The 19,329-nt window shown below is 58.8% G+C and carries 17 protein-coding genes and 1 pseudogene; 14 read left to right on the top strand and 4 right to left on the bottom strand.

Annotation, left to right across the window (positions count from 1 at the left end):
• The first annotated feature begins 15 nt into the window (after positions 1-15).
• From nuoG to QPL95_RS15560, 10 genes and pseudogenes are all read left to right on the top strand, one after another.
• The gene (nuoG, locus tag QPL95_RS15605) at positions 16-2,772 is read left to right on the top strand and encodes an NADH-quinone oxidoreductase subunit NuoG (protein WP_303291898.1); all 2,757 of its coding nucleotides are present in this window, start codon (positions 16-18) and stop codon (positions 2,770-2,772) included.
• A complete protein-coding gene (gene nuoH / locus QPL95_RS15600; protein ID WP_008169464.1) occupies positions 2,769-3,746 on the top strand; it encodes an NADH-quinone oxidoreductase subunit NuoH in 978 nt (325 codons plus the stop codon). Before nuoG ends, nuoH begins: the two co-directional genes overlap by 4 nt.
• Before the next feature lie 9 nt (positions 3,747-3,755).
• Positions 3,756-4,316 carry an NADH-quinone oxidoreductase subunit NuoI gene (gene nuoI, locus QPL95_RS15595; protein ID WP_039881756.1) on the top strand — a complete coding sequence of 187 codons (561 nt, stop codon included), beginning with the start codon at positions 3,756-3,758 and terminating at the stop codon, positions 4,314-4,316.
• Positions 4,317-4,334: 18 nt separating this feature from the next.
• Positions 4,335-4,859 carry an NADH-quinone oxidoreductase subunit J gene (gene nuoJ / locus QPL95_RS15590; protein WP_117620015.1) on the top strand — a complete coding sequence of 175 codons (525 nt, stop codon included), beginning with the start codon at positions 4,335-4,337 and terminating at the stop codon, positions 4,857-4,859.
• Positions 4,856-5,164 carry an NADH-quinone oxidoreductase subunit NuoK gene (nuoK, locus tag QPL95_RS15585; protein WP_153741180.1) on the top strand — a complete coding sequence of 103 codons (309 nt, stop codon included), beginning with the start codon at positions 4,856-4,858 and terminating at the stop codon, positions 5,162-5,164. Before nuoJ ends, nuoK begins: the two co-directional genes overlap by 4 nt.
• Positions 5,161-7,029: an NADH-quinone oxidoreductase subunit L gene (gene nuoL, locus QPL95_RS15580; protein WP_303291897.1), complete on the top strand. Its 1,869-nt coding sequence runs from the start codon at positions 5,161-5,163 to the stop codon at positions 7,027-7,029. Before nuoK ends, nuoL begins: the two co-directional genes overlap by 4 nt.
• Positions 7,026-8,549: an NADH-quinone oxidoreductase subunit M gene (nuoM, locus tag QPL95_RS15575; RefSeq protein WP_092031080.1), complete on the top strand. Its 1,524-nt coding sequence runs from the start codon at positions 7,026-7,028 to the stop codon at positions 8,547-8,549. Before nuoL ends, nuoM begins: the two co-directional genes overlap by 4 nt.
• Positions 8,549-9,991: an NADH-quinone oxidoreductase subunit NuoN gene (gene nuoN, locus QPL95_RS15570; protein WP_303291896.1), complete on the top strand. Its 1,443-nt coding sequence runs from the start codon at positions 8,549-8,551 to the stop codon at positions 9,989-9,991. The genes nuoM and nuoN overlap by 1 nt, the downstream gene beginning before the upstream one ends.
• A 136-nt stretch (positions 9,992-10,127) precedes the next feature.
• Positions 10,128-10,448: pseudogene (locus QPL95_RS15565) on the top strand (P-II family nitrogen regulator).
• Positions 10,449-10,548: 100 nt separating this feature from the next.
• A complete protein-coding gene (locus QPL95_RS15560; RefSeq protein WP_158217735.1) occupies positions 10,549-11,685 on the top strand; it encodes an NAD(P)/FAD-dependent oxidoreductase in 1,137 nt (378 codons plus the stop codon).
• 208 nt (positions 11,686-11,893) lie between these two features.
• On the opposite strand, the gene QPL95_RS15555 is transcribed toward QPL95_RS15560, so the two are convergent.
• A complete protein-coding gene (locus tag QPL95_RS15555) occupies positions 11,894-12,328 on the bottom strand; it encodes a hypothetical protein (RefSeq protein ID WP_303291895.1) in 435 nt (144 codons plus the stop codon).
• A 438-nt stretch (positions 12,329-12,766) separates the two neighbouring features.
• Between QPL95_RS15555 and QPL95_RS15550 the strand changes: the two genes are divergently transcribed.
• The 3 genes from QPL95_RS15550 to QPL95_RS15540 all read left to right on the top strand — a co-directional run bounded on the left by QPL95_RS15550 (position 12,767) and on the right by QPL95_RS15540 (position 16,494).
• Complete coding sequence (locus tag QPL95_RS15550; RefSeq protein WP_008174513.1) at positions 12,767-13,129, top strand: hypothetical protein; 363 nt, start codon at positions 12,767-12,769, stop codon at positions 13,127-13,129.
• A gap of 358 nt (positions 13,130-13,487) precedes the next feature.
• Positions 13,488-14,849, top strand: coding sequence for a hypothetical protein (locus QPL95_RS15545; protein ID WP_303291894.1), 1,362 nt, complete (start codon positions 13,488-13,490; stop codon positions 14,847-14,849).
• Positions 14,850-14,907: 58 nt separating this feature from the next.
• Positions 14,908-16,494, top strand: a complete 1,587-nt coding sequence (locus QPL95_RS15540; RefSeq protein ID WP_303291893.1) for a hypothetical protein — start codon at positions 14,908-14,910, stop codon at positions 16,492-16,494.
• On the opposite strand, the gene QPL95_RS15535 is transcribed toward QPL95_RS15540, so the two are convergent.
• The 3 genes from QPL95_RS15535 to QPL95_RS15525 all read right to left on the bottom strand — a co-directional run bounded on the left by QPL95_RS15535 (position 16,491) and on the right by QPL95_RS15525 (position 17,676).
• Complete coding sequence (locus tag QPL95_RS15535; protein ID WP_319795863.1) at positions 16,491-16,868, bottom strand: cytochrome c biogenesis protein CcdA; 378 nt, start codon at positions 16,866-16,868, stop codon at positions 16,491-16,493. The genes QPL95_RS15540 and QPL95_RS15535 overlap by 4 nt on opposite strands.
• A 107-nt stretch (positions 16,869-16,975) precedes the next feature.
• The gene (locus tag QPL95_RS15530; protein WP_303291892.1) at positions 16,976-17,479 is read right to left on the bottom strand and encodes a hypothetical protein; all 504 of its coding nucleotides are present in this window, start codon (positions 17,477-17,479) and stop codon (positions 16,976-16,978) included.
• Positions 17,428-17,676: a hypothetical protein gene (locus QPL95_RS15525; RefSeq protein WP_194841919.1), complete on the bottom strand. Its 249-nt coding sequence runs from the start codon at positions 17,674-17,676 to the stop codon at positions 17,428-17,430. Before QPL95_RS15525 ends, QPL95_RS15530 begins: the two co-directional genes overlap by 52 nt.
• Before the next feature lie 284 nt (positions 17,677-17,960).
• On the opposite strand from QPL95_RS15525, the gene QPL95_RS15520 reads away from it, so the two are divergent.
• Positions 17,961-19,316 (top strand): hypothetical protein, encoded by a 1,356-nt coding sequence (locus tag QPL95_RS15520; RefSeq protein WP_303291891.1) that lies wholly within the window; start codon positions 17,961-17,963, stop codon positions 19,314-19,316.
• Positions 19,317-19,329 lie beyond the last annotated feature (13 nt).

The following is a 19,329-nucleotide window of genomic DNA, read 5'->3' as shown; positions in this document are numbered from 1 at the left end:
AAGGCAGAAGCAAGCATGGCGACGATTCACGTGGACGGAAAAACCTACGAGGTCAACGGGGCGCACAACCTGCTCCAGGCCTGTCTGTCACTGGGCCTGGATATTCCCTATTTCTGCTGGCATCCGGCCATGGGAAGTGTCGGCGCCTGTCGCCAGTGCGCGGTGCGCCAGTACAAGGACAAGGACGACAACAAGGGCGTTCTGGTCATGTCCTGTATGACCCCGGCGGCGGACCAGACCCGAATCGATATCGATGACGAGGAAGCCCGGGCTTTCCGGGCCAGTGTGGTGGAGTGGCTGATGATCAATCACCCCCACGACTGCCCGGTGTGCGAGGAGGGCGGCCATTGCCACCTGCAGGACATGACGGTAATGACCGGCCATGACCGCCGCCGCTACCGGTTCAACAAGCGCACTCGCCGCAACCAGTACCTGGGGCCGTTCATCGCCCACGAAATGAACCGCTGCATTACCTGCTACCGGTGCGTGCGCTTTTACAACGACTACGCCGGTGGCACCGATCTGGGCGCCTTTGGTGCCCGGGACAACATCTACTTCGGACGATACGCCGAAGGCGCACTGGAAAGCCCGTTCTCCGGCAACCTCACCGAAGTCTGCCCCACTGGGGTGTTCACCGACCAGAGTCATTCCGATCACTACACCCGAAAGTGGGACCTGCAGTATGCCCCCGGCATCTGCCACCAGTGCGCGGTCGGTTGCAACATCAGCCCCGGGGAACGCTACGGCGAGATTCGCCGCATCGAAAACCGCTACCACGGTGAGGTTAACAGCCACTTCCTCTGTGACCGCGGCCGGTTTGGTTACGGATACGTCAACCGCGCCGACCGGCCACGGGTTCCGGAATGGACCGAACGGCCGGGGCAGGAGGCCGTGACGCTGGGGGTGGATCCGGCCCTGGAGCGTATCACCGGCGCCCTGCGTCAGGCCCGGCGCATCATCGGCATCGGATCGCCCCGGGCCAGTCTGGAAAGCAATCACCAGCTATTGGCCATGGTGGGGCCGGAAAACTTTTCCACCGGGATAGAGTCCCGGGAGCAGGCGTGCCTGGCCATGATGAACCGGCTGCAGGAAACGTCGGGACTGCCCACCCCGACACCCCGGGAAATAGAACGCCACGATGCCATTCTGGTGCTGGGCGAGGACCCGGTCCAGAGCGCCGCGCGCCTGGGGCTGAATCTGCGTCAGGCTGTGCTGTCACGGCGGGAAGAACTGGCTGAACAGATCGGCGTGCCGGCCTGGAATGCCGAGGCCGTCAAGACCCTGGGGCAGGACCGGTACCACCCGCTGCACATTGTCTGGCCAGCGCCCACCGAGCTGGACAGTGTCGCTGTCGCCCGCCATGCCCTGGCGCCGGATGATATCGCCCGGCTCGGTTTCGCGGTGGCTCATGCCATCGACCCGGCGGCGCCCCCGGTGGACGGCCTCGACCCGGCCAGCCAGGAGCGGGCCGGAGAAATCGCCGTCAGCCTGTTAAAAGCGGCGCGGCCGCTGGTTGTCAGCGGCGGCTCCCTCGCCAGCGAGGCCATCCTGGAAGCCGCCGGTGCGGTTGCCCGGGCCCTGTCCAGGCGGGCAGCGCAGGGTGGGCTGGTGTTGATCCGGCGGGAGGCCAACAGCACCGGGCTGTCGCTCATGGGGGGGCAGACACTGGACTGGGCGCTGGATGAGTTGAGTGAGGGTCGGGCCGATGCGGTGGTGGTGCTGGAGAACGACCTGTATCAACGCCTGCCCGCCGACCGGGTGGAGCAGGCCCTGGCCCGTGCCAACACCCGCGTGGTGCTGGACCACCAGCGGACGAGAACCGCCGAGGGGGCGGACTTCATCCTGCCTGCTGCCAGTTTCGCGGAAGGGAGCGGAACCCTGGTAAATCTGGAAGGGCGGGCCCAGCGCTTCTTCCGGGTGTTCGAACCGGCCTACCTGCGCCCCGAGACCCGAATTCACGAGAGCTGGCGCTGGTTACACACCCTGGCCGCCGGGCTGCGGGGCGAAGCCCCCGGGGATATCAGCCTGGATCTGGCCACCCGGGCCTGCGCCGGGGCCCATCCAGGCCTGGCCGGGATTGTGGATGCCGCGCCCGGGCCCGATTATCGCATAGAGGGCCTGCGGCTGGCCCGTGAGCCCCAGCGTTACAGCGGCCGCACCGCCATGCGCGCCAACCTCGATGTAAATGAACCCCGCCCGCCACAGGATACCGATACACCCTTCGCTTACTCCATGGAAGGCTACAGCGGATTTGACCGGCCCCGGCAGCAGATACCTTTCGCCTGGGCGCCGGGCTGGAATTCCCCGCAGGCGTGGAACAAGTTCACCGATGAAGTGGGCGGTCACCTGCGCGGAGGGGACCCGGGCATAAGATTGATTCGGCCTCAGCCCGGCCATCGCGAATACCCCGACCCGGTCTTTGATGACGGCGCCACTGACAGCAGCGGGCTGCGGGCGCTGGTGTTGCCACGGGTGTTCGGGGGCGAGGAAACGTCTGCCCGGGCTGAACCTGTCCGGCAGCGGATGACCGCGCCGGTGGTCATCCTGGCCCGCCCGGATGCCGAGGCGCTGGGCGTGCGCGACGGCGACAGTCTGACGCTGCTTGGTGTGCGTGAGGGCGACAGCCTGATGCTGTTTGGCGGTCCGGACATTACGGTATCGGAGCAGGAAGACTGGCCCCCCGGCTGGGCTGGCCTGCCCGCGGGATTGTTGCCCGGCCTGGGGCAGGGCGCGACACTCACTTTAGGAAAACCCACGGGAGGTGAGTCATGAGCTGGTGGACTCCACAACTGGCAGCCACTCTCTGGGCCATGTTCCAGGCGCTGGTGATCCTGCTTGCCGTGGTCGTGGTGGGAGCGGCACTGACCGTGGTCGAACGTCGGCTGCTGGGCCTCTGGCAGGATCGTTATGGTCCCAACCGGGTAGGGCCATTCGGCACTCTTCAACTGATTGCCGATATGCTGAAGATCTTTTTCAAGGAAGACTGGACTCCGCCCTTTGCCAGCCGCGCCCTGTTTATGCTGGCACCCAACCTTGCCTTCGCTTCCCTGCTGCTGTCTTTCGTTATTATCCCCATAACACCGGGGTGGGGGGTGGCGGACATGCACATCGGGCTGCTGTTCTTCCTCGCGCTGGCCGGCATCAACGTCTACGCGGTGTTAATCGGTGGCTGGGCCAGTGGCAATAAGTATGCCTTGCTCGGCGCGTTGCGAGCCTCGGCCCAGACCCTGTCCTACGAAGTGTTCATGGGGCTGTCGCTCATGGGTGTGGTGGCCATGGCCGGCTCCTTCAACCTGCGCGACATCGTCGCGGCCCAGGAAGGCCTGTGGTTCGTGATTCCCCAGTTCCTGGGTTTCGTCACATTTCTGATCGCCGGCATCGCGGTAACACACCGCCACCCTTTCGACCAGCCGGAGGCGGAACAGGAACTGGCGGATGGTTACCATGTCGAGTACTCCGGTATGAAGTTCGGCATGTTTTTCATTGGCGAATACGTGGGCATGGTGCTGGTTTCCGCGCTGATCGTGACATTGTTTTTCGGCGGCTGGCAGGGCCCCTGGCTGCCACCCATTGTGTGGTTTGCCCTCAAGACCAGCTTCTTCCTGATGCTGTTTATCCTGCTCCGGGCATCGCTGCCACGGCCCAGGTATGACCGGGTGATGAGCTTTGGCTGGCGGGTGTGTCTGCCGCTGACCCTGGTCAATCTGCTGGCTACCGGGGCGGTGCTGCTACTGACCGGTTCATAGGGAGGAAAGATGCGAAAAAACAAGGTGTTGTCGGTGTTATGGCTGATACCGGCCAGTTGGTCGCTGTTGCGTACCATGTGGATGGTATTCATGCACGGCTTCCGCAAGCGGGAAACCGTGAACTATCCGGAAGAGGAGGTTTATCTGCCTCCCCGGTACCGGGGCCGCATCATACTCACCCGGGATCCGGACGGCGAAGAACGATGCGTGGCGTGCAACCTTTGCGCGGTGGCCTGCCCGGTGGATTGTATTTCCCTGCAGAAAGGTGAAAAAGACGACGGCCGCTGGTATCCGGAGTTCTTCCGCATCAACTTTTCCCGTTGCATTTTCTGCGGCATGTGTGAAGAGGCCTGCCCCACCTCCGCCATCCAGTTGACACCGGATTTCGAGATGGGCGAGTACCAGCGTCAGCAGTTGGTGTACGAGAAGGAAGATCTGCTGATCAACGGCCCCGGCAAGGACCACGACTACCACTTTTACAAGGTTGCCGGCATGGCTATCGCCGGCAAGGATAAAGGTGAGGCACAGAACGAGGAGGTCCCGGAGGATGTCCGTACGCTTTTACCCTGACCAAAAAAGGAACTACTGATGGAACTGGGATTCTACCTTAGCGGCCTGGTGGCGGTGCTGGCCACGGTCGGTCTTATCAGCGGCTCCAGTCCGGTGCATGCGGTGGTGTACCTGATTGTTTCGCTGATTGCCGTCGCCCTGGTGTTCTTCGCCCTGGGTGCGCCCTTTGCCGGTGCTCTCGAGATTATCGTCTATGCCGGCGCCATAATGGTGCTGTTCGTGTTCGTGGTGATGATGCTCAACCTGCGTCCGGAGGCCAAGCGGGATCCCCTGTGGCAACGTCCGGGCTACTGGCTCGGGCCGTCGCTGCTGGCTCTGGTGTTGCTGGTGGCGCTGGTGGCGCTGATCGGCGACGGGCAGGCAGGCATGACCATTGACGGTGAGCTGATAACCGCCCGGGACATCGGCCTCACCCTGTTCGGCCCATGGCTGATAGTGGTGGAACTGGCCGCCATTCTGCTGCTGGCGGCGCTGGTGACGGCGTCCCACGTGGGCCGGCGCAACAAACCCCGGGGCAATCGCAACCGTGGAGGCACCCGATGACTGGTATCCCGATGGAGCATGGCCTGATCCTGGCCGTTATTCTTTTCAGCCTGGGGTTGGCCGGGTTGATGCTGAGGCGCAGTATGCTGTTCGTTCTCATGAGCCTGGAAGTCATGCTCAATGCCGCCGCGCTGGCCTTTGTGGTGGGCAGCACCGCCTGGAACCAGCCGGAGGGGCAGGCCATGTTCCTGCTGGTCATCACCCTGGCGGCAGCCGAGGCCAGCGTCGGCCTGGCGCTGATGATACAGCTTTACCAGCGTTTCCGTTCACTTGAGCTGCACGAAGTCAGCAGGATGCGTGGATGATGATGGCTGCGACTTTACTGTCATTTCTGTTACCTCTGGCCGGTGCCATTGTTCTCGGCTTTTCCGGCGGGCGGCTGGGACCGCGGGCCAGCGCGGCCATTGGCGTGGGCAGCGTGGGGCTGGCCGCGCTGGCCACCGCCTGGGCGCTGCTGACCTTCTCCGGCGACAGCCAGGGCTTCACGCTCTGGACCTGGGTTTCCGTGGGCGAGTTCCAGCCGACCATGGGCGTGGTGGTTGATCGTCTCTCGCTGGTCATGATGTCGATCATCACCGGCGTGGGTTTCCTGATTCACCTGTTCGCTGTCTGGTACATGGTGGGCGATGCCGGTATAACCCGCTTCTATGCCTGGATGAACCTGTTTGTGTTCAGCATGCTGGTGCTGGTGCTGGCCGATAACCTGCTGTTGCTGTTTCTCGGTTGGGAAGGCGTTGGCCTTTGCAGCTACGGCCTTATCGGCTACTACTATCAGAACGAAGCTAATGGGCGGGCGGCGTTCAAGGCGTTTATCGTGACCCGCACAGGTGACGTATTCCTTGCCCTGGGGCTGTTCCTGATCTTCGTGGAACTCGGCACCCTCGATATCGGATTGGTGCTGGAGCAGGCACCACGGGTCTGGGCCGAGGGGAGTGTCACTGCCAATCTTGCGGCATTGCTGGTCCTTGGCGGTGCCCTGGGCAAGTCTGCACAGGTGCCGCTGCACACCTGGCTGCCGGATGCCATGGCAGGCCCCACTCCGGTGTCGGCCCTGATCCACGCGGCCACCATGGTGACCGCCGGCGTTTATCTGATTGCACGCCTGAACGGGCTGTTCCTGCTGGCACCGGATGTGATGTGGCTGGTGGGCATCATCGGAGCCCTGTCGCTGTTGCTGGCGGCCTTCGCGGCCCTGGCCCAGACTGACATCAAGCGGGTGCTGGCCTATTCCACCATGAGCCAGATCGGCTACATGTTCCTGGCGCTGGGGGTCGGGGCGTTTGACGCGGCCATTTTTCACCTGATGACCCACGCCTTCTTCAAGGCATTGCTGTTCCTTTCAGCCGGGGCCGTTATCATCAGTTGCCACCATGAACAGGATCTGAGCCGGCTGGGTGGGCTCTGGCGCAAACTGCCGGTCGCCTATGCCGGTTTCCTGGCGGGGGGCGCGTCGCTGGTGGCATTGCCGCTGGTAACCGCGGGCTTCTTCAGCAAGGACGAGATTCTCTGGCAGGCCATGGCCTCGGGCCACTACGGACTGTTCGCGGCGGGTCTGACCGGAGCCGTGCTAACCGGCCTGTACACGGTGCGGCTGATCCTGGGCATTTTTCATGGCCAGCCCCGCAGTGATCATGCACGCCATCCCCGGCCGGGCACCAGTCCCCTCAGGCATCACCTGCCTTTGGCAATCCTGGCCGTGCTTTCCACCTTCGTTGGTGCCTGGCTGTACCCGGGGCTTGAGGTGGTGTTCCCGCCGCGCCCCGATGATGCCACGAACGCCGGCCACACCCTGTTTCAGTTCCTGGCGACCGGAGCGGTGCTTGCTGGCCTGGCTCTGGCTGGCTGGCTGTTCCTGGCGCGGCGCCGGTGGCTTGACGCAAAGGTCGGTCGGGGCCTGGGGGCGCGGCTCTGGATCCTGTTCAACCGGGCCTGGGGCTTCGATGCCCTGTTCGACCGGACACTGGTCCGGCCCTGGCAGACCCTGGTACGCGTGCTGCGTTTCGACTTTATTAACCTGGGGATGAACCTGCCGGCCGTGATTGCCCGCCTGTGCAATGCGGGCCTGGTGCGGTCCCAGGACGGCCAGCTGCGGACTTACGCCAAAGTGATGGTATTCGGTGCCACGGTGATACTGGTTGGCCTGGTAATGACTCAGGGAGGTGGCGCATGATTCTGTTCTGGCTGATTCTGATTCCCTTCCTCGGTGGCATGCTGTGCTGGCACTCGGAGCGTTGGGGCGAACAGGCGCCGCGCTGGATTGCCCTGGCCACCATGCTGTTCGTGCTGGCGGTCAGCGTCGTGCTTTGGGCAGGCGGTGATTTCAGCGCCTATGGCACCGGCGAGAGACCGTGGCTGCTGGAGTGGCGAGTCCCCTGGATTCCTCGTTTTGGCATCGAGATTCATCTGGCTCTGGACGGCTTGTCGCTGATCCTGATTGCGCTGACCGGCTTTCTCGGTGCCTTGGCGGTACTTTGCTCATGGAAAGAGATTGTCGAGCGGGTGGGCTTTTTTCATCTGAATCTGCTGTTTGTTCTGGGTGGCGTCGTGGGTGTGTTTCTGGCGCTGGACCTGCTCCTGTTCTTCCTGTTCTGGGAAGTGATGCTGGTACCCATGTATTTTCTGATTGCCCTCTGGGGGCACAGCGGCTCCCCGGGGCAAACCCGGATTCGTGCCGCCACCCGCTTCTTCATCTACACCCAGGCCAGCGGCCTGCTGATGCTGGTGGCGATCCTTGCGCTGGTGTTCGTGCATTACACCAGCTCCGGCGAGATAACCTTCAGCTATGACGCACTGTTGAATGCCGACGTGCCCGACAATCTGTCCTTCTGGATTATGCTCGGGTTTTTTATTGCCTTTGCGGTGAAGCTGCCTGTCGTGCCTTTTCATGGCTGGCTGCCGGATGCGCACGCCCAGGCGCCCACTGCCGGCAGCGTGGACCTTGCGGGCATTCTGCTGAAAACCGCCGCCTACGGCATGCTGCGCTTTGCGATTCCGCTGTTTCCGGAACAGTCCCAGGCCTTTGCGCCGGTGGCCATGGCGCTGGGGGTCGTGGGTATTATTTACGGCGCGGTCCTGGCCTGCGGCCAGCAGGATATCAAGCGGCTGATTGCCTATGCCAGCATATCCCATATGGGGTTCGTGCTGATTGCCGTTTATTCGGGGTCCGAACTGGCGATCCAGGGCGCAATCGTACTCATGGTGGCCCATGCGTTCTCCAGTGCCGCTCTGTTCATCCTCAGTGGCCAGCTCTTTGAACGCATTCATACCCGGGATATGCGTCGCATGGGCGGGCTCTGGGGCCGAATACCGGTGTTGCCCGGCGTGACCTTGTTTTTCCTGGCGGCCTCTCTGGGGATGCCCGCCACGGCCAATTTCCTTGGCGAGTTCATGGTACTGTTCGGTACCTTCCGCAGCGCTCCGGTGGTGGTGGTCATCGCCAGCGCCGGGCTGGTGCTTGGCGCGATCTATTCACTGCTGATGATGCAGCGGGTGCATTTCGGTCGCGAACAACAACCGGGCCTGCTCGCGGGTCCGGATGTGCGGGAGTACGGCATGATGTTGGCCTTGATCGGACTCACCCTGGCAGTGGGCCTGAATCCGCAACCCCTGCTTGATACCACGGCGTCAATGGTCCGGCCGGTGGCGGACCTGTTCATGGCGGGCCCGGTCCGGGCAGGAGGGATGAACTGATGCTGACCCTGATCGATCTTGTGGGGCTGCTGCCCCTGCTTATTGTCGCCTCGACAGCCGTACTGGTAATGCTGGGCGTCGCCTGGCGACGCCACCACGGTGGTACCGCGGCGGTCACTGTCAGCGGTCTGGCCCTGGCCCTGGCGAGCCTGCCGCTGGCCTCGGCCGCGCCCTCTTCGCCGCCGCTGATGATCTTTGACGGCCTTGCCCTCATGGGCAGCGCGCTGGTGTTGGTGAGCGGCCTGTTTATCGCCGCCATGAGCCATGGTTACCTGGCCGGCTACAGGGGGCCGCGGGAAGAGTTTTACCTGCTGTTGCTTTGCGCGGTAACGGGTGCCCTGGGCCTTGTGGCCAGCAACCACCTGGCCACCCTGTTCATCAGCCTTGAATTGCTGTCGATGCCTTTGTACGGCATGGTGGCGTACAGTTTCCGGACAGAACGGTCCCTGGAGGCGGGGATCAAATACCTCATATTGTCCGCCGCCGCCACCGCCTTTCTGCTGTTTGGCATGGCGTTGATCTATGCCCGCACCGGCCACCTTGAGCTGACGGCACTCGCCGCGGGGGTTGCTGGCAGTCCGGACCCCTGGATTCTGGGCGGCGCCGCACTGTTACTGGTGGGGCTGGGGTTCAAGTTGTCCATCATACCGTTTCACCAGTGGACACCGGACGTATACCAGGGAGGTCTGGCGCCGGCGACCACTGTGCTGGCCACGGTGAGCAAACTGGCGGTGTTTCTGGTATTGCTGCGGCTGGTACTGGTGGCCCCGGTCTTCGGCAGTGGATGGCTCCTTGGCCTGATCAGCCTGCTGGCTCTTCTCAGCATGTTCGGTGGCAACCTGCTGGCCCTGTTCCAGCCTGACCTGAAGCGCCTGCTGGGCTACTCTTCCATCGCCCATATGGGCTACCTGCTGGTGGTCGTTATAGTAGGTGGCCCCCTGGCGTTGGAAACCACCGGGGTTTACCTGTTCACCTATATTGTGGCCACCATGGGGGCGTTTGGCGTGATTATGCATGTCTCCGGCACCGGCAGTGGCGAGGATGCCTCCGGGTTGCACCATTACAGGGGACTGTTCTGGCACAGCCCCTGGCTGGCAGCATTATTGACTCTGAGCATGTTGTCCCTGGCCGGCATTCCGCTGACCGCCGGATTCTTCGGTAAATTCTATATCATCGCCCTGGGTGTGGAAGGCAGCCGGTGGTGGCTTGTTGGAGGGATCGTTATCGGCAGCGTTATCGGGCTGTTCTACTACCTGAGGGTGATCGTCACCCTGTATCTGCGCGAACCGGGTATGCAGCAGGCGGTGGCGGATGCCGGCCGGGGTCGGGTAGAGAAACTCGCCCTTCTGATTGTTGCCGTCTCAATACTGCTGCTGGGTATTTACCCGGTGCCGTTTATTGACTGGGTGGCGGGTCTCGCCTGGGCGGCCAGGCTTCTTTGACTTAAATCAGTATAGCCCCGGCTGGTTTCAGATTGTTCCCTATTTTCAGTGTCAGTTCAGTTGTGGGTGATTAACTGTCATTTTCAAGCCGAAGAACCGGAGCGATCCTTCTTCAGCTCACTGACGAGGAGGCGAAATGAATACGAAGTTTTGCAAAGTGACTGCGATCTTCTCCAGTCTGGACTTGAAGAAAGTAGAGGATGCGCTGATCGCGGCTGGTTTTTCCGGTATGACGGTGTCTAAAACCCATGGCCGTGGTCGATATAAAAACTACTAAGCCAAGGACACCATGGCCGATTCCGTTCGCGTGGAGATATTCACGGAAGCCGAGCAGGCAGACGAGATCGTTGACCTCATTGCCCGAACGGTGCACAAGGGGCTTGCCAGCGACGGAATCATAGCCGTGCTGCCGGTGGAAGACCTGCTGCACATCCGTGACTTCAAGGAGGCCCAGTGATCGGGTATCGCTGTGTTTTATGTCTTTGTGACAAGGTGAGGGGAAGGCGGGTGCGGACATGATAGGCGTCAACGAGGCTGGGACTGGTATCGGAGCCATGATGTCAGACAACAGAAATGGCGCGGTCGAGATTGCCGGCGCCGGGCCGGCCGGGCTGGCAGCCGCCATCACACTGGCGCGCGCGGGGCGGTCAGTCATCGTGCATGAGGCCCGGGCCGAGGTGGGGCACCGCTTCAAACGGGACCTTCAGGGGTTGGAGAACTGGAGCACGCAGCAGGATGCCCTGGCGGTGTTGCAGGAACTCGGAATCACCACCGACTTCAAGCGAGTTCCATGCCGCCGGGGTACCGCCTTTGATGCCTGGGATTCCCCGTACGCCATTGAGAGCATTGAGCCGCTGTTCTACCTGGTGGAGCGTGGCTCCGGGCCAGACACATTGGACACGGCGTTGCTGAGACAGGCCAGGGAACTGGGCGTGCAGGTGCATTTCAAAAGCCGGCTGCGGCATGCCCGGGGCCCGGCCATCCTGGCGACTGGCCCAAAGGCCGCCGATGCCATTGCGGTCGGCTATCATTTCGATACATCCATGCCGGACGGTTTCTGGGCAATTTGTGATAACAACCTTGCCCCTAAAGGGTATGCCTACCTTTTGGTAATGGGAGGCAAGGGAACGGTAAAGAGTTGCATGTTTACTGGTTTCAGGGATGAAGCAAAGTATGTGGAGCGAACTGTCAGTGCGTTTCAGAGGCTGGCCGGCATGGAGATGATGAATCCTCAGCCGCACGGCGGTGTTGGAAACTTCCGTATCCCTGTAACCGCATTGTCCGGGGTGCACCCGGTAGCGGGTGAGCAGGCCGGTTTCCAGGATACGCTGTGGGGCTTCGGGATGCGCGCGGCCATCACCTCCGGCGTGCTGGCCGCACGCAGTCTGCTGCATGGTGACGACTACAACCGGCTTTGGCGAGAATCCCTGGAGCGTCCGATGGCGGCGGCGTTGGTGAACCGCGCGTTTTATGGGCTGCTGGGTAACCGCGGTTATCGCTGGTGCATGCGCCGCCAGGAAAACCATCTGGATGCGCGCGAGTTTTTGCGCCGTCTCTACCGGCCCACACTTGCCAGGCGTCTGCTGGCGCCGTTGGCGGGTTTGCATTTGCGGAGCCAGCGACGGGATATAAGCTGCAATCATGTCGACTGCGGCTGTATCTGGTGCCGGCATGGCCGGGAGTGGCATACGTAATGCCAACCGTTCGCAAGGACTTCGGAGTTGAGTGATGGATGAGTCGATCAGTCACAGTGGAACATCGTATTATTGTGATCGTACTTGTCTACGTCTGGCAATGGTGGCAATCATCAATAGTGTAGTGTCGCTGACCGCCACACTCGTGATTGGTGTGGATGTGCAGTTGTCTGTAGGGCGGTTTATATGATGCCCGGGGCTCCGGCATTCATTGCTGGGGGTGATCGCGGCCCTGACGTCTGAGATCAAGCCAGCCTCTGTAGAGCCAACGCAAACCAAAGAGCGAGACTGTTGGAACGATAATCCACTGCGCTAGAGGGGCGATACCTGTGCCAAGGAAGGGAAACAGGGGCATAGAATCATTGTAGCTCCAGCGCTGGCCTGCGCCTGTGGCCCAGGCTTCAAAGACTATGGTTATAAGCAGACCGGTAGCAAAATACACTCCTAAAACATGGCGGCGCCACCGCCCCTGTATCCAAAAGCCATCTTTAGTTGCCGCTGCGGCGACGCCATAGGCAAATAGTGCAATATTGGCATCGCCGATTGCCGCCCGCGTGCACAGCCAGACGACCGCACCATGGGACGCCTCCATCATCCCTGTAAAGAAAGGCACCTGGATCATTTCCCAAAAAAAATGCAGCAAAAAGCTGACAGACCAAATTAAAAAAACAGGAACCAGCCTCTACGGGATAGTCGACTTGAACAATGCATAATCTATCCAACTAATCTATTAATTTCAGGCAGCCGAAGTTGAAATCGCCATTTCCAATTGAATACTAGCCAAGTCTTCCCAACCCTGGGAATGTTGCTAGCCTCCACAAAGCTAATTGAATTATCTGGCCGGTTAAAGCCATCGCACCCAGCACTAAGGGCCTAAATCGCCTATGTGATATGTCGTCAGATCTTATTGGCCCCTGGCAGTGTTCCGGCGAGCCGGCCGATCCCTCCTGGTATTGGCTGGCTTCACCTTGACCGAAGCTTGTACTATCCTATAGGCAGACGGTCAGAATCTGGCCCGGTCAGCGGGGGACACCTGCTGACGCAATCGCAGTTCCCAATTACTCGACGGACGGAGAACACCATGAAACGACTGACACTTGTTGCTACTGTCATTGCCGGTCTGCTTTCCATGCCGGCCCTGGCGGCGGATCACGATCAGCATCGCGATGCAAAGCATCAGGAGCAGGACCAGAAGAGAGCAGCGGCGATGCAGCAGAATATGGAAGAAATGCAGGCGCTGATGAGCCGGATCAAACAGGAGCAGGACCCTGCCAAGCGCCAGGAGCTGATGCAGGACCATATGAAAGCCATGCAGGAAAACATGCAGATGATGCATGGAGACATGAAGGGCTGCATGGGAATGATGAAGGAAATGAAGGGGTCGATGAAGGATCAGCCGATGAAATCGAAAGGGGCGGAGAAATCCGGCCATTCCGGCCATTGAGGTCATCAAGCCCTTATCCTTCGCGCTGATATTCGATCTGTTGTAAAGGTGACCGTCCAGGCGGTCACCAGAAACCGCCTTAACTCCTTTGTCTCCGACATGTTGCCAGTCCTGTCTAAGACATAAGTCGTAAGCCCTCTGGATTTTCAGCTTCGTTTCAGGTTTCATTGGTTGCGGCCTGCCTGCAATCAGGAGTTTGGTTGCCCTGCTGTATGCGACACGGCGGAATGACCGACCATCAGGTCCGTTTGCTGAGCTCTTCTGACGACTAATAAGACGACTAATAATAGGGATCACAATGAAGCAACTGAAACTTAAGCGCAGCCCGCTTTAACTGGCGATTCTCGGAGCAGCCGCAGTGTATGCTCCAAACCCTGTCATGGCGGCCGAATTTGATTTTCATGGCGACATGAACAACCGGTTTCAGGCCTACACCAATCAGAGGGATTGGTTCAGAACAGGAAACTCGGGTGGCGGTACGCTGAAAGACAGCGATCCCACCGAGACTTATGGTGAAATGAAATACCGGTTCTGGTTCACCGCCGCCTCTGACGATGGAATGGTCAAGGGCGTGTACGCAACCGAAATCGGCGGCATTCGCTTCGGCGAGGGTTCAGGTGGCGACTTTTCCGGTGACGGTGTAAATGTCGAGACTCGCTGGGCTTACGTCGACTTCGCTTTGCCCGATACCGTTGATCAGCGTCTGAAAATCGGGTTGCAGCCGGTTTCGGTCAACGCCAATGTCTGGAATGAGACCGCAACCGCTGTGGTGCTGACCGGGAAGCTTCAGTCTGGTATTGACTATCAGCTTCTGTGGGGGCGTGGTGACTCCACCAACGAGGGCGCCAACGACTCCCCGGAAGACGAGGGCTGGGATGGCGCTGATAACTTTGCGCTGAACCTGGATAAGCACTTTTCGCCCAACCTGAACGCCGGAATTTTTTATCTGTATCAGATGAACAATCAGGTTGCAGAGGGGGTCGGCGAAATCAATAGCAGGAACTACGAGCTGAAGCTGATTGCTGATAACTCGGAATACTCGGTGTCAAACCTGGGTGCGACCTTCGACTACAACAGGGAGACGTCGGCAGGCCGGCTTTTCCTCAAGGGTACCGCCATCGCCCAGACGGGAACGATAGAAGGTGTTAACTTCAACCCTATAAACGGGGCTGTGAATCCGAACACCAGCTATGACCTGTCCACCTTTCTGGGCCGTGGCGAGCTTGGCCTGCAGTTCGGTCCCAATACCGTCACCTACACAATGGTGTATGCATCAGGGGACAGCAATGAGCAGGATTCCAATTTCGATGCGTTCATCTCCACGGACGTCGATCTGACGGACAGCATGATTTTCCAGGAAAATTTCACGGACGATGATTATTTCGCCGAGACGCCTTATATCCTGGATAAGGGCTATTTCCTGAATAAGATCCAGCTCGATCACAAGGTCCGGCCTAACCTGAAGCTCAGTGGAATGCTGGTGTACAACCGGCTGGCGGAAGCCATTACGCTGGCTGACGGGAGTTCATCAAAAGATCTGGGCTTGGAGTTCGGTGGACGGGTGAGCTATCTTCCGTATCCGTCCCTGGAAATTGCGGCGGAAGCGGCTTATCTGCTTGCGGGAGATGCAGTGGATGCACTTGAGGAAGGCGCGCTTCAAAACGGCCAGAGTGATAAGGACATTGTGCATGTTGCCGGCCGCGTCCGGTATAAGTTTTAACTGACCAGAAGGTGCGAAGCCGACGCTTCGCACCTTATTCCTTTCGAAGAGCCTCTGTATGACGAATGTAATCAGCTGTGCCAGCGTCCGGATCTTTCGTTTTGTCGTTTTAATTGTTTTTACAATAACCGGACAGCTCTGTTTCGCAGCTGAGCGCTTCGATCCTTTTGTTTCCGCGATCAGCCGGATCGACAAGGACGAAGGTCTGGTTTACATAGACCGGCACAATAGTGTCGCGGGGGTGGGGGATGTTTTCGTTACGGCAAAACCCGTTCAGAACGGCGATGCCAGTTTGGTCGGTGACCGCCGGTCCGTAATCGGTATTTTACGGATTAATCCGGAAGAATTCGTTGGCAAGCTGCTGTCCGGGCCCATGCCTGGTGTAAATGCCGTTGTGGAGAGGTTTGGCCCTTTGCCGGCCGTAATTAAAAGTACAACCGAAAAAAGCGGGCCCGTGGCAGAAGAACTGAAATCCATGTTTCCACGCCTGGTCTGGGAAAATGAGGAAAGCAAGGCAGAGCCCTCTCTGACGTTCGAGTTAATAAGCAAGGGCAGGGTAGTTGTCACCTATGACCAAACCTGGCTGGTCGGGATGATTGATATCGGCGCAGCTTCATACTCAAAGGAAGAGAGTTTTCGTGTTGCGGCAGAGGCGGAGGCCGAGCTTGCTCTTGAGTTGCCGGGCCGGGCAGGTTCGATTGCGGTCCATGAAATCCCGGGGCGTTATGTCGTGGCACTGGAAGGCAAGCAGACAATCAGGTTTTTTTCGGGGCGCTCCGATGGCTCTGTAAGCGAAATCGCCGTGGTTGATATTCCACGTGGCGAGAGAATCATTTACATGGACTGGTATAGCAGTGCCGGTGAGCTTTATCTGCTGGTCAACCAATGGGATGATTACCGGGTGTCAGGTTCTGTTGTCAGGCTTGACGGGGACCGAGCCATGTTGGTCGGGTTTTCGCCATTGATGATGGGCGTGCATGATACCGACCTGGATGGGCGGAGTGACACCATTCTGGGGCAGTCCTATACGGCAGAGCACGGCTTCGGGTCAAAGATTTACACGGTTATGCCGGGGCAAGAGAAGATGGCGGAAAGCGCCAATGACACATTCAGCGCCCTGACGCCGGGTTTCAGGGTGTTGGGCTCCCGGGTTCTGGGCAAGACAGACAGCGGCGATCTGGCTTTTGTAAGTGCGTTTGACGGTAAAGCCTCTGTGTATTCCGGCAATGGCCCGGAATTGCAGCTCAGCTACGATATGGACCCTCTTGTCAGCTCGGAAATCCGGTTTGAGGTAAACCCGGAACTGATTTTCAGTCCGACAAGATCCCTGTCTCTGGGTAACCCGTTTGTCGGCGGCACCGGAGGGGCGGATAGGGTTTCGCGCCCCATGGTGGGTATTGCGCAGCGCCCGAGCCCTGCGGAGGCCGCAGGTCCCAGGGATGTCGTCGCTATCGACTGGCTGGACGCAAACCCGGGCTCGCCATCGGTTCTGGGAAGATCCAGGGTATCCATACCCCGCTCGGCGAAGCCGGCCTATGGGAGCGGCGGGCTGTTCTTTTTCTCGGTAGGAAGCCGAGGTGGAGATAGTAAGGCCGGGGAAGGCGCAACAAGGCTCTACCGGCTTCCAGCCGACCTGGGACACTAGCCAAGCCTTCCCAACACGGGAAAGGTCGACAGCATCCAGGTGGCGAACCAGGTCATCTGGCCGGTCAGCACCATTATGCCCATGATGATCAGCACCAGGCCCGCCAGTGCCCTTAGCGGCCTGCTCCAGCGGCTGAATCCGCGCACTCGCTTGCGAAAATGCTCGATGAACAGCGCGGTTCCGAGAAACGGGAGTGCCAGGCCGAGCGAATACACCGCTAGGTACAACATGCCCGTTTCTGCGTTGGCGTGGGTGGAACTGAGCGCCAGTATGGCTCCGAGTATCGGGCCGATGCAGGGCGTCCAGCCGACGGCAAAGGCGATGCCCAGCAAAAAGGCCACAGGCAAGGGAATGTCGTGGTGGCTAGAACTGATATCTGGTTGAAAGCCGTACTGATAATAGCGCTGACTGTCACACTCCTTTTGGGTGTATTTGCGCAAGTGTTTGTAGGGCCGTTTGCATGATGGCCGAAGCCCATTATTTATTGCCGAGAGTAATCACCGCCCTGACGTCTGAGATCAAGCCAGCCTCTATAGAGCCAACGCAGACCAAAGAGCGAGACTGTTGGAACGATAATCCACTGCACTAGAGGCGCAATACCTGTGCCAATAAAGGGTAACAGGGGCATAGAATCATTGTAGCTCCAGCGCTGGCCTGCGCCTGTGGCCCATGCTTCAAAGACTATCGTTATAAGCAGACCGGTAGCAAAATACACTCCTAAAACATGGCGGCGCCACCGTCCCTGTATCCAAAAGCCATCTTTAGTTGCCGCGGCGGCAATGCCATAGGCAAATAGTGCAATATTGGCATCACCGATTGCCGCCCGCGTGCACAGCCAGACTACCGCACCATGGGATGCCTCCATCATCCCTGTAAAGAAAGGCACCTGGATCATTTCCCAAAAAAAATGCAGCAAAAAGCTGACAGACCAGATTAAAAAAAACAGGAACCAGCCTCTACGTGATGGTCGACGTGAACAATGCATAATCTATCCAGCCAATCTAATAACTTCAGGCAGCCGAAGTTGAAATCGCAACCCTTCATCGCAGCGCCCTCCTGACCACCCGATATTTCGGAAATGGCCAGAACCGGTCCACCCAAAAACAACGGCAGCAGCAAGGAGATAACTCGTCGGTTCATTGCGGCCATCTCGATTTCATGCGCCAAATGGTCGGATTGCATGCTTGGCGCCCAGTATGCCTTTCAATAGTGAGCAATCATAGCACCTCTCCAAGAATGGGCGCTGGGGGCGAAATAGCCTCTTTGATGCGTCGTCAGGTCTGACAGTCTGACGGGTGGGGATGTCAGTACGAAAATCGGGAAAATGAAATTTAGCTGAAAATTCAGGTTCGTTTCAGTTGACCACTACAAACTTTGTGCGTCAAGATTAAGTGCCGTTTAACTGGCACATCCATATTGAGGCAATAAATCGTTGTCGATATGAAAATTAAAATAAGGAGTTTCACGTGAGCAAAATCTTCAAATCAATAAGCGCTCCGCTGGCGATAGCTTTAGTAGCAACACCGGCGTTGGCCGCGGAGCCGGTCGGGCGTGCGTCACCGACCGTAGAAGACCTGAAGGTTGAAATAAATCAACTGACGGCTGAAGTGGAAGAGCTCAAGAAAGGCGATTCCCCCTTCACGGTGAACGGTTATTACCGCCTGCAGGCGACCTCAGAAAGTTTGGACGAAACCAACGATAACAGCAGTTCTTTTGTTGATCAGCGCCTGCGGGCAAAGATCACCGGCGACCTCAATGATAATGTGAGCCTGGTTTGGTACGGTGAGTTCGATTCTCCCTGGGGTGAGAAGGGAAGCTGCGAGGATGAGACTTGCGGCAAACTCAGCGCCGACGGCGTTGGCGTTGAGACCAAAAATGCCTACGCTGAACTGAAGGTGCCGAACAGCGACTGGAAGGTGCGAGCGGGCGTCCAGGGGTATGGCTTCGGCAAGTACGAGAGCTTTGTTACCAACGACGACATGAATGGCGTCTCCTTTGCGGGCAATGTTGGTATGGCCACGCTGACAGGTGGCTGGTTCAAGTGGGAAGAAAACGATCAAGATTCTGCGGACGACGTGGACTTCTACATGTTGAGTGCCGAACTTCATCCCAGCGAGGTTTTCCACTACGGCCTTACCGGAGCTCAGATCAGCAACAGCAGTCCGGATGCTCTGAATGGTACGGCGGCTCGAACGGATGACAACTATTTCGGTGCCTACGCCGATTTTACCTATAACAAAATGGCCTATAGCGGCTCGGTACTTTACAAAAAGTCGTCCGGGCGTGACTCTGACGCAACAGATGGCGACACGTACATGTTGAATCTGTATGCCCAGAGGCATTGGGGCAACGCAAGCCTCAAGATTCACGGCATCTACATTCCGGCTGATGACAGCAGCAATGGTGCAGATCGCTTCGCGAAAAACAAGTCAGGCTGGGAGCTGAATAGCAGCAATCTGCAAATCTTCGGAACAGACTACTACTACAACAATGGTTCCCAGGGGGCCAAGTCAGTTTATGACGCAGCTTACCAGGGATACGGTCTGATGGGGCTGATAGTCTCGGGTGATCAGGAACTTTCCAACGACTACTACCTGAAGTACGGCACAGGATACTTCCGCGCTGCCGACGACGCGCCCGACAGCGCTGCTCAGGCCAACGGCTCAACCCTTGGTACTGAAGTCGCTGCTCAGCTTGGTAAAAAGTTTGCCGGCGTGTATGACATCAGCCTCCGCGGTTCTTACGGTTTCATGGGAGACTTCTACGGAGATGACCCGGAGGATACCTATAAGGTCGTAGCTATGGTCAATATCAGTTACTGATCAACGTGTAATT

Source organism: Marinobacter sp. SS5-14b, from assembly GCF_030541005.1.
Taxonomy (GTDB): Bacteria; Pseudomonadota; Gammaproteobacteria; order Pseudomonadales; family Oleiphilaceae; genus Marinobacter.
The sequence above is the reverse complement of the archived record's forward strand: the minus strand, read 5'-3'. Positions and strand labels throughout refer to the sequence as shown.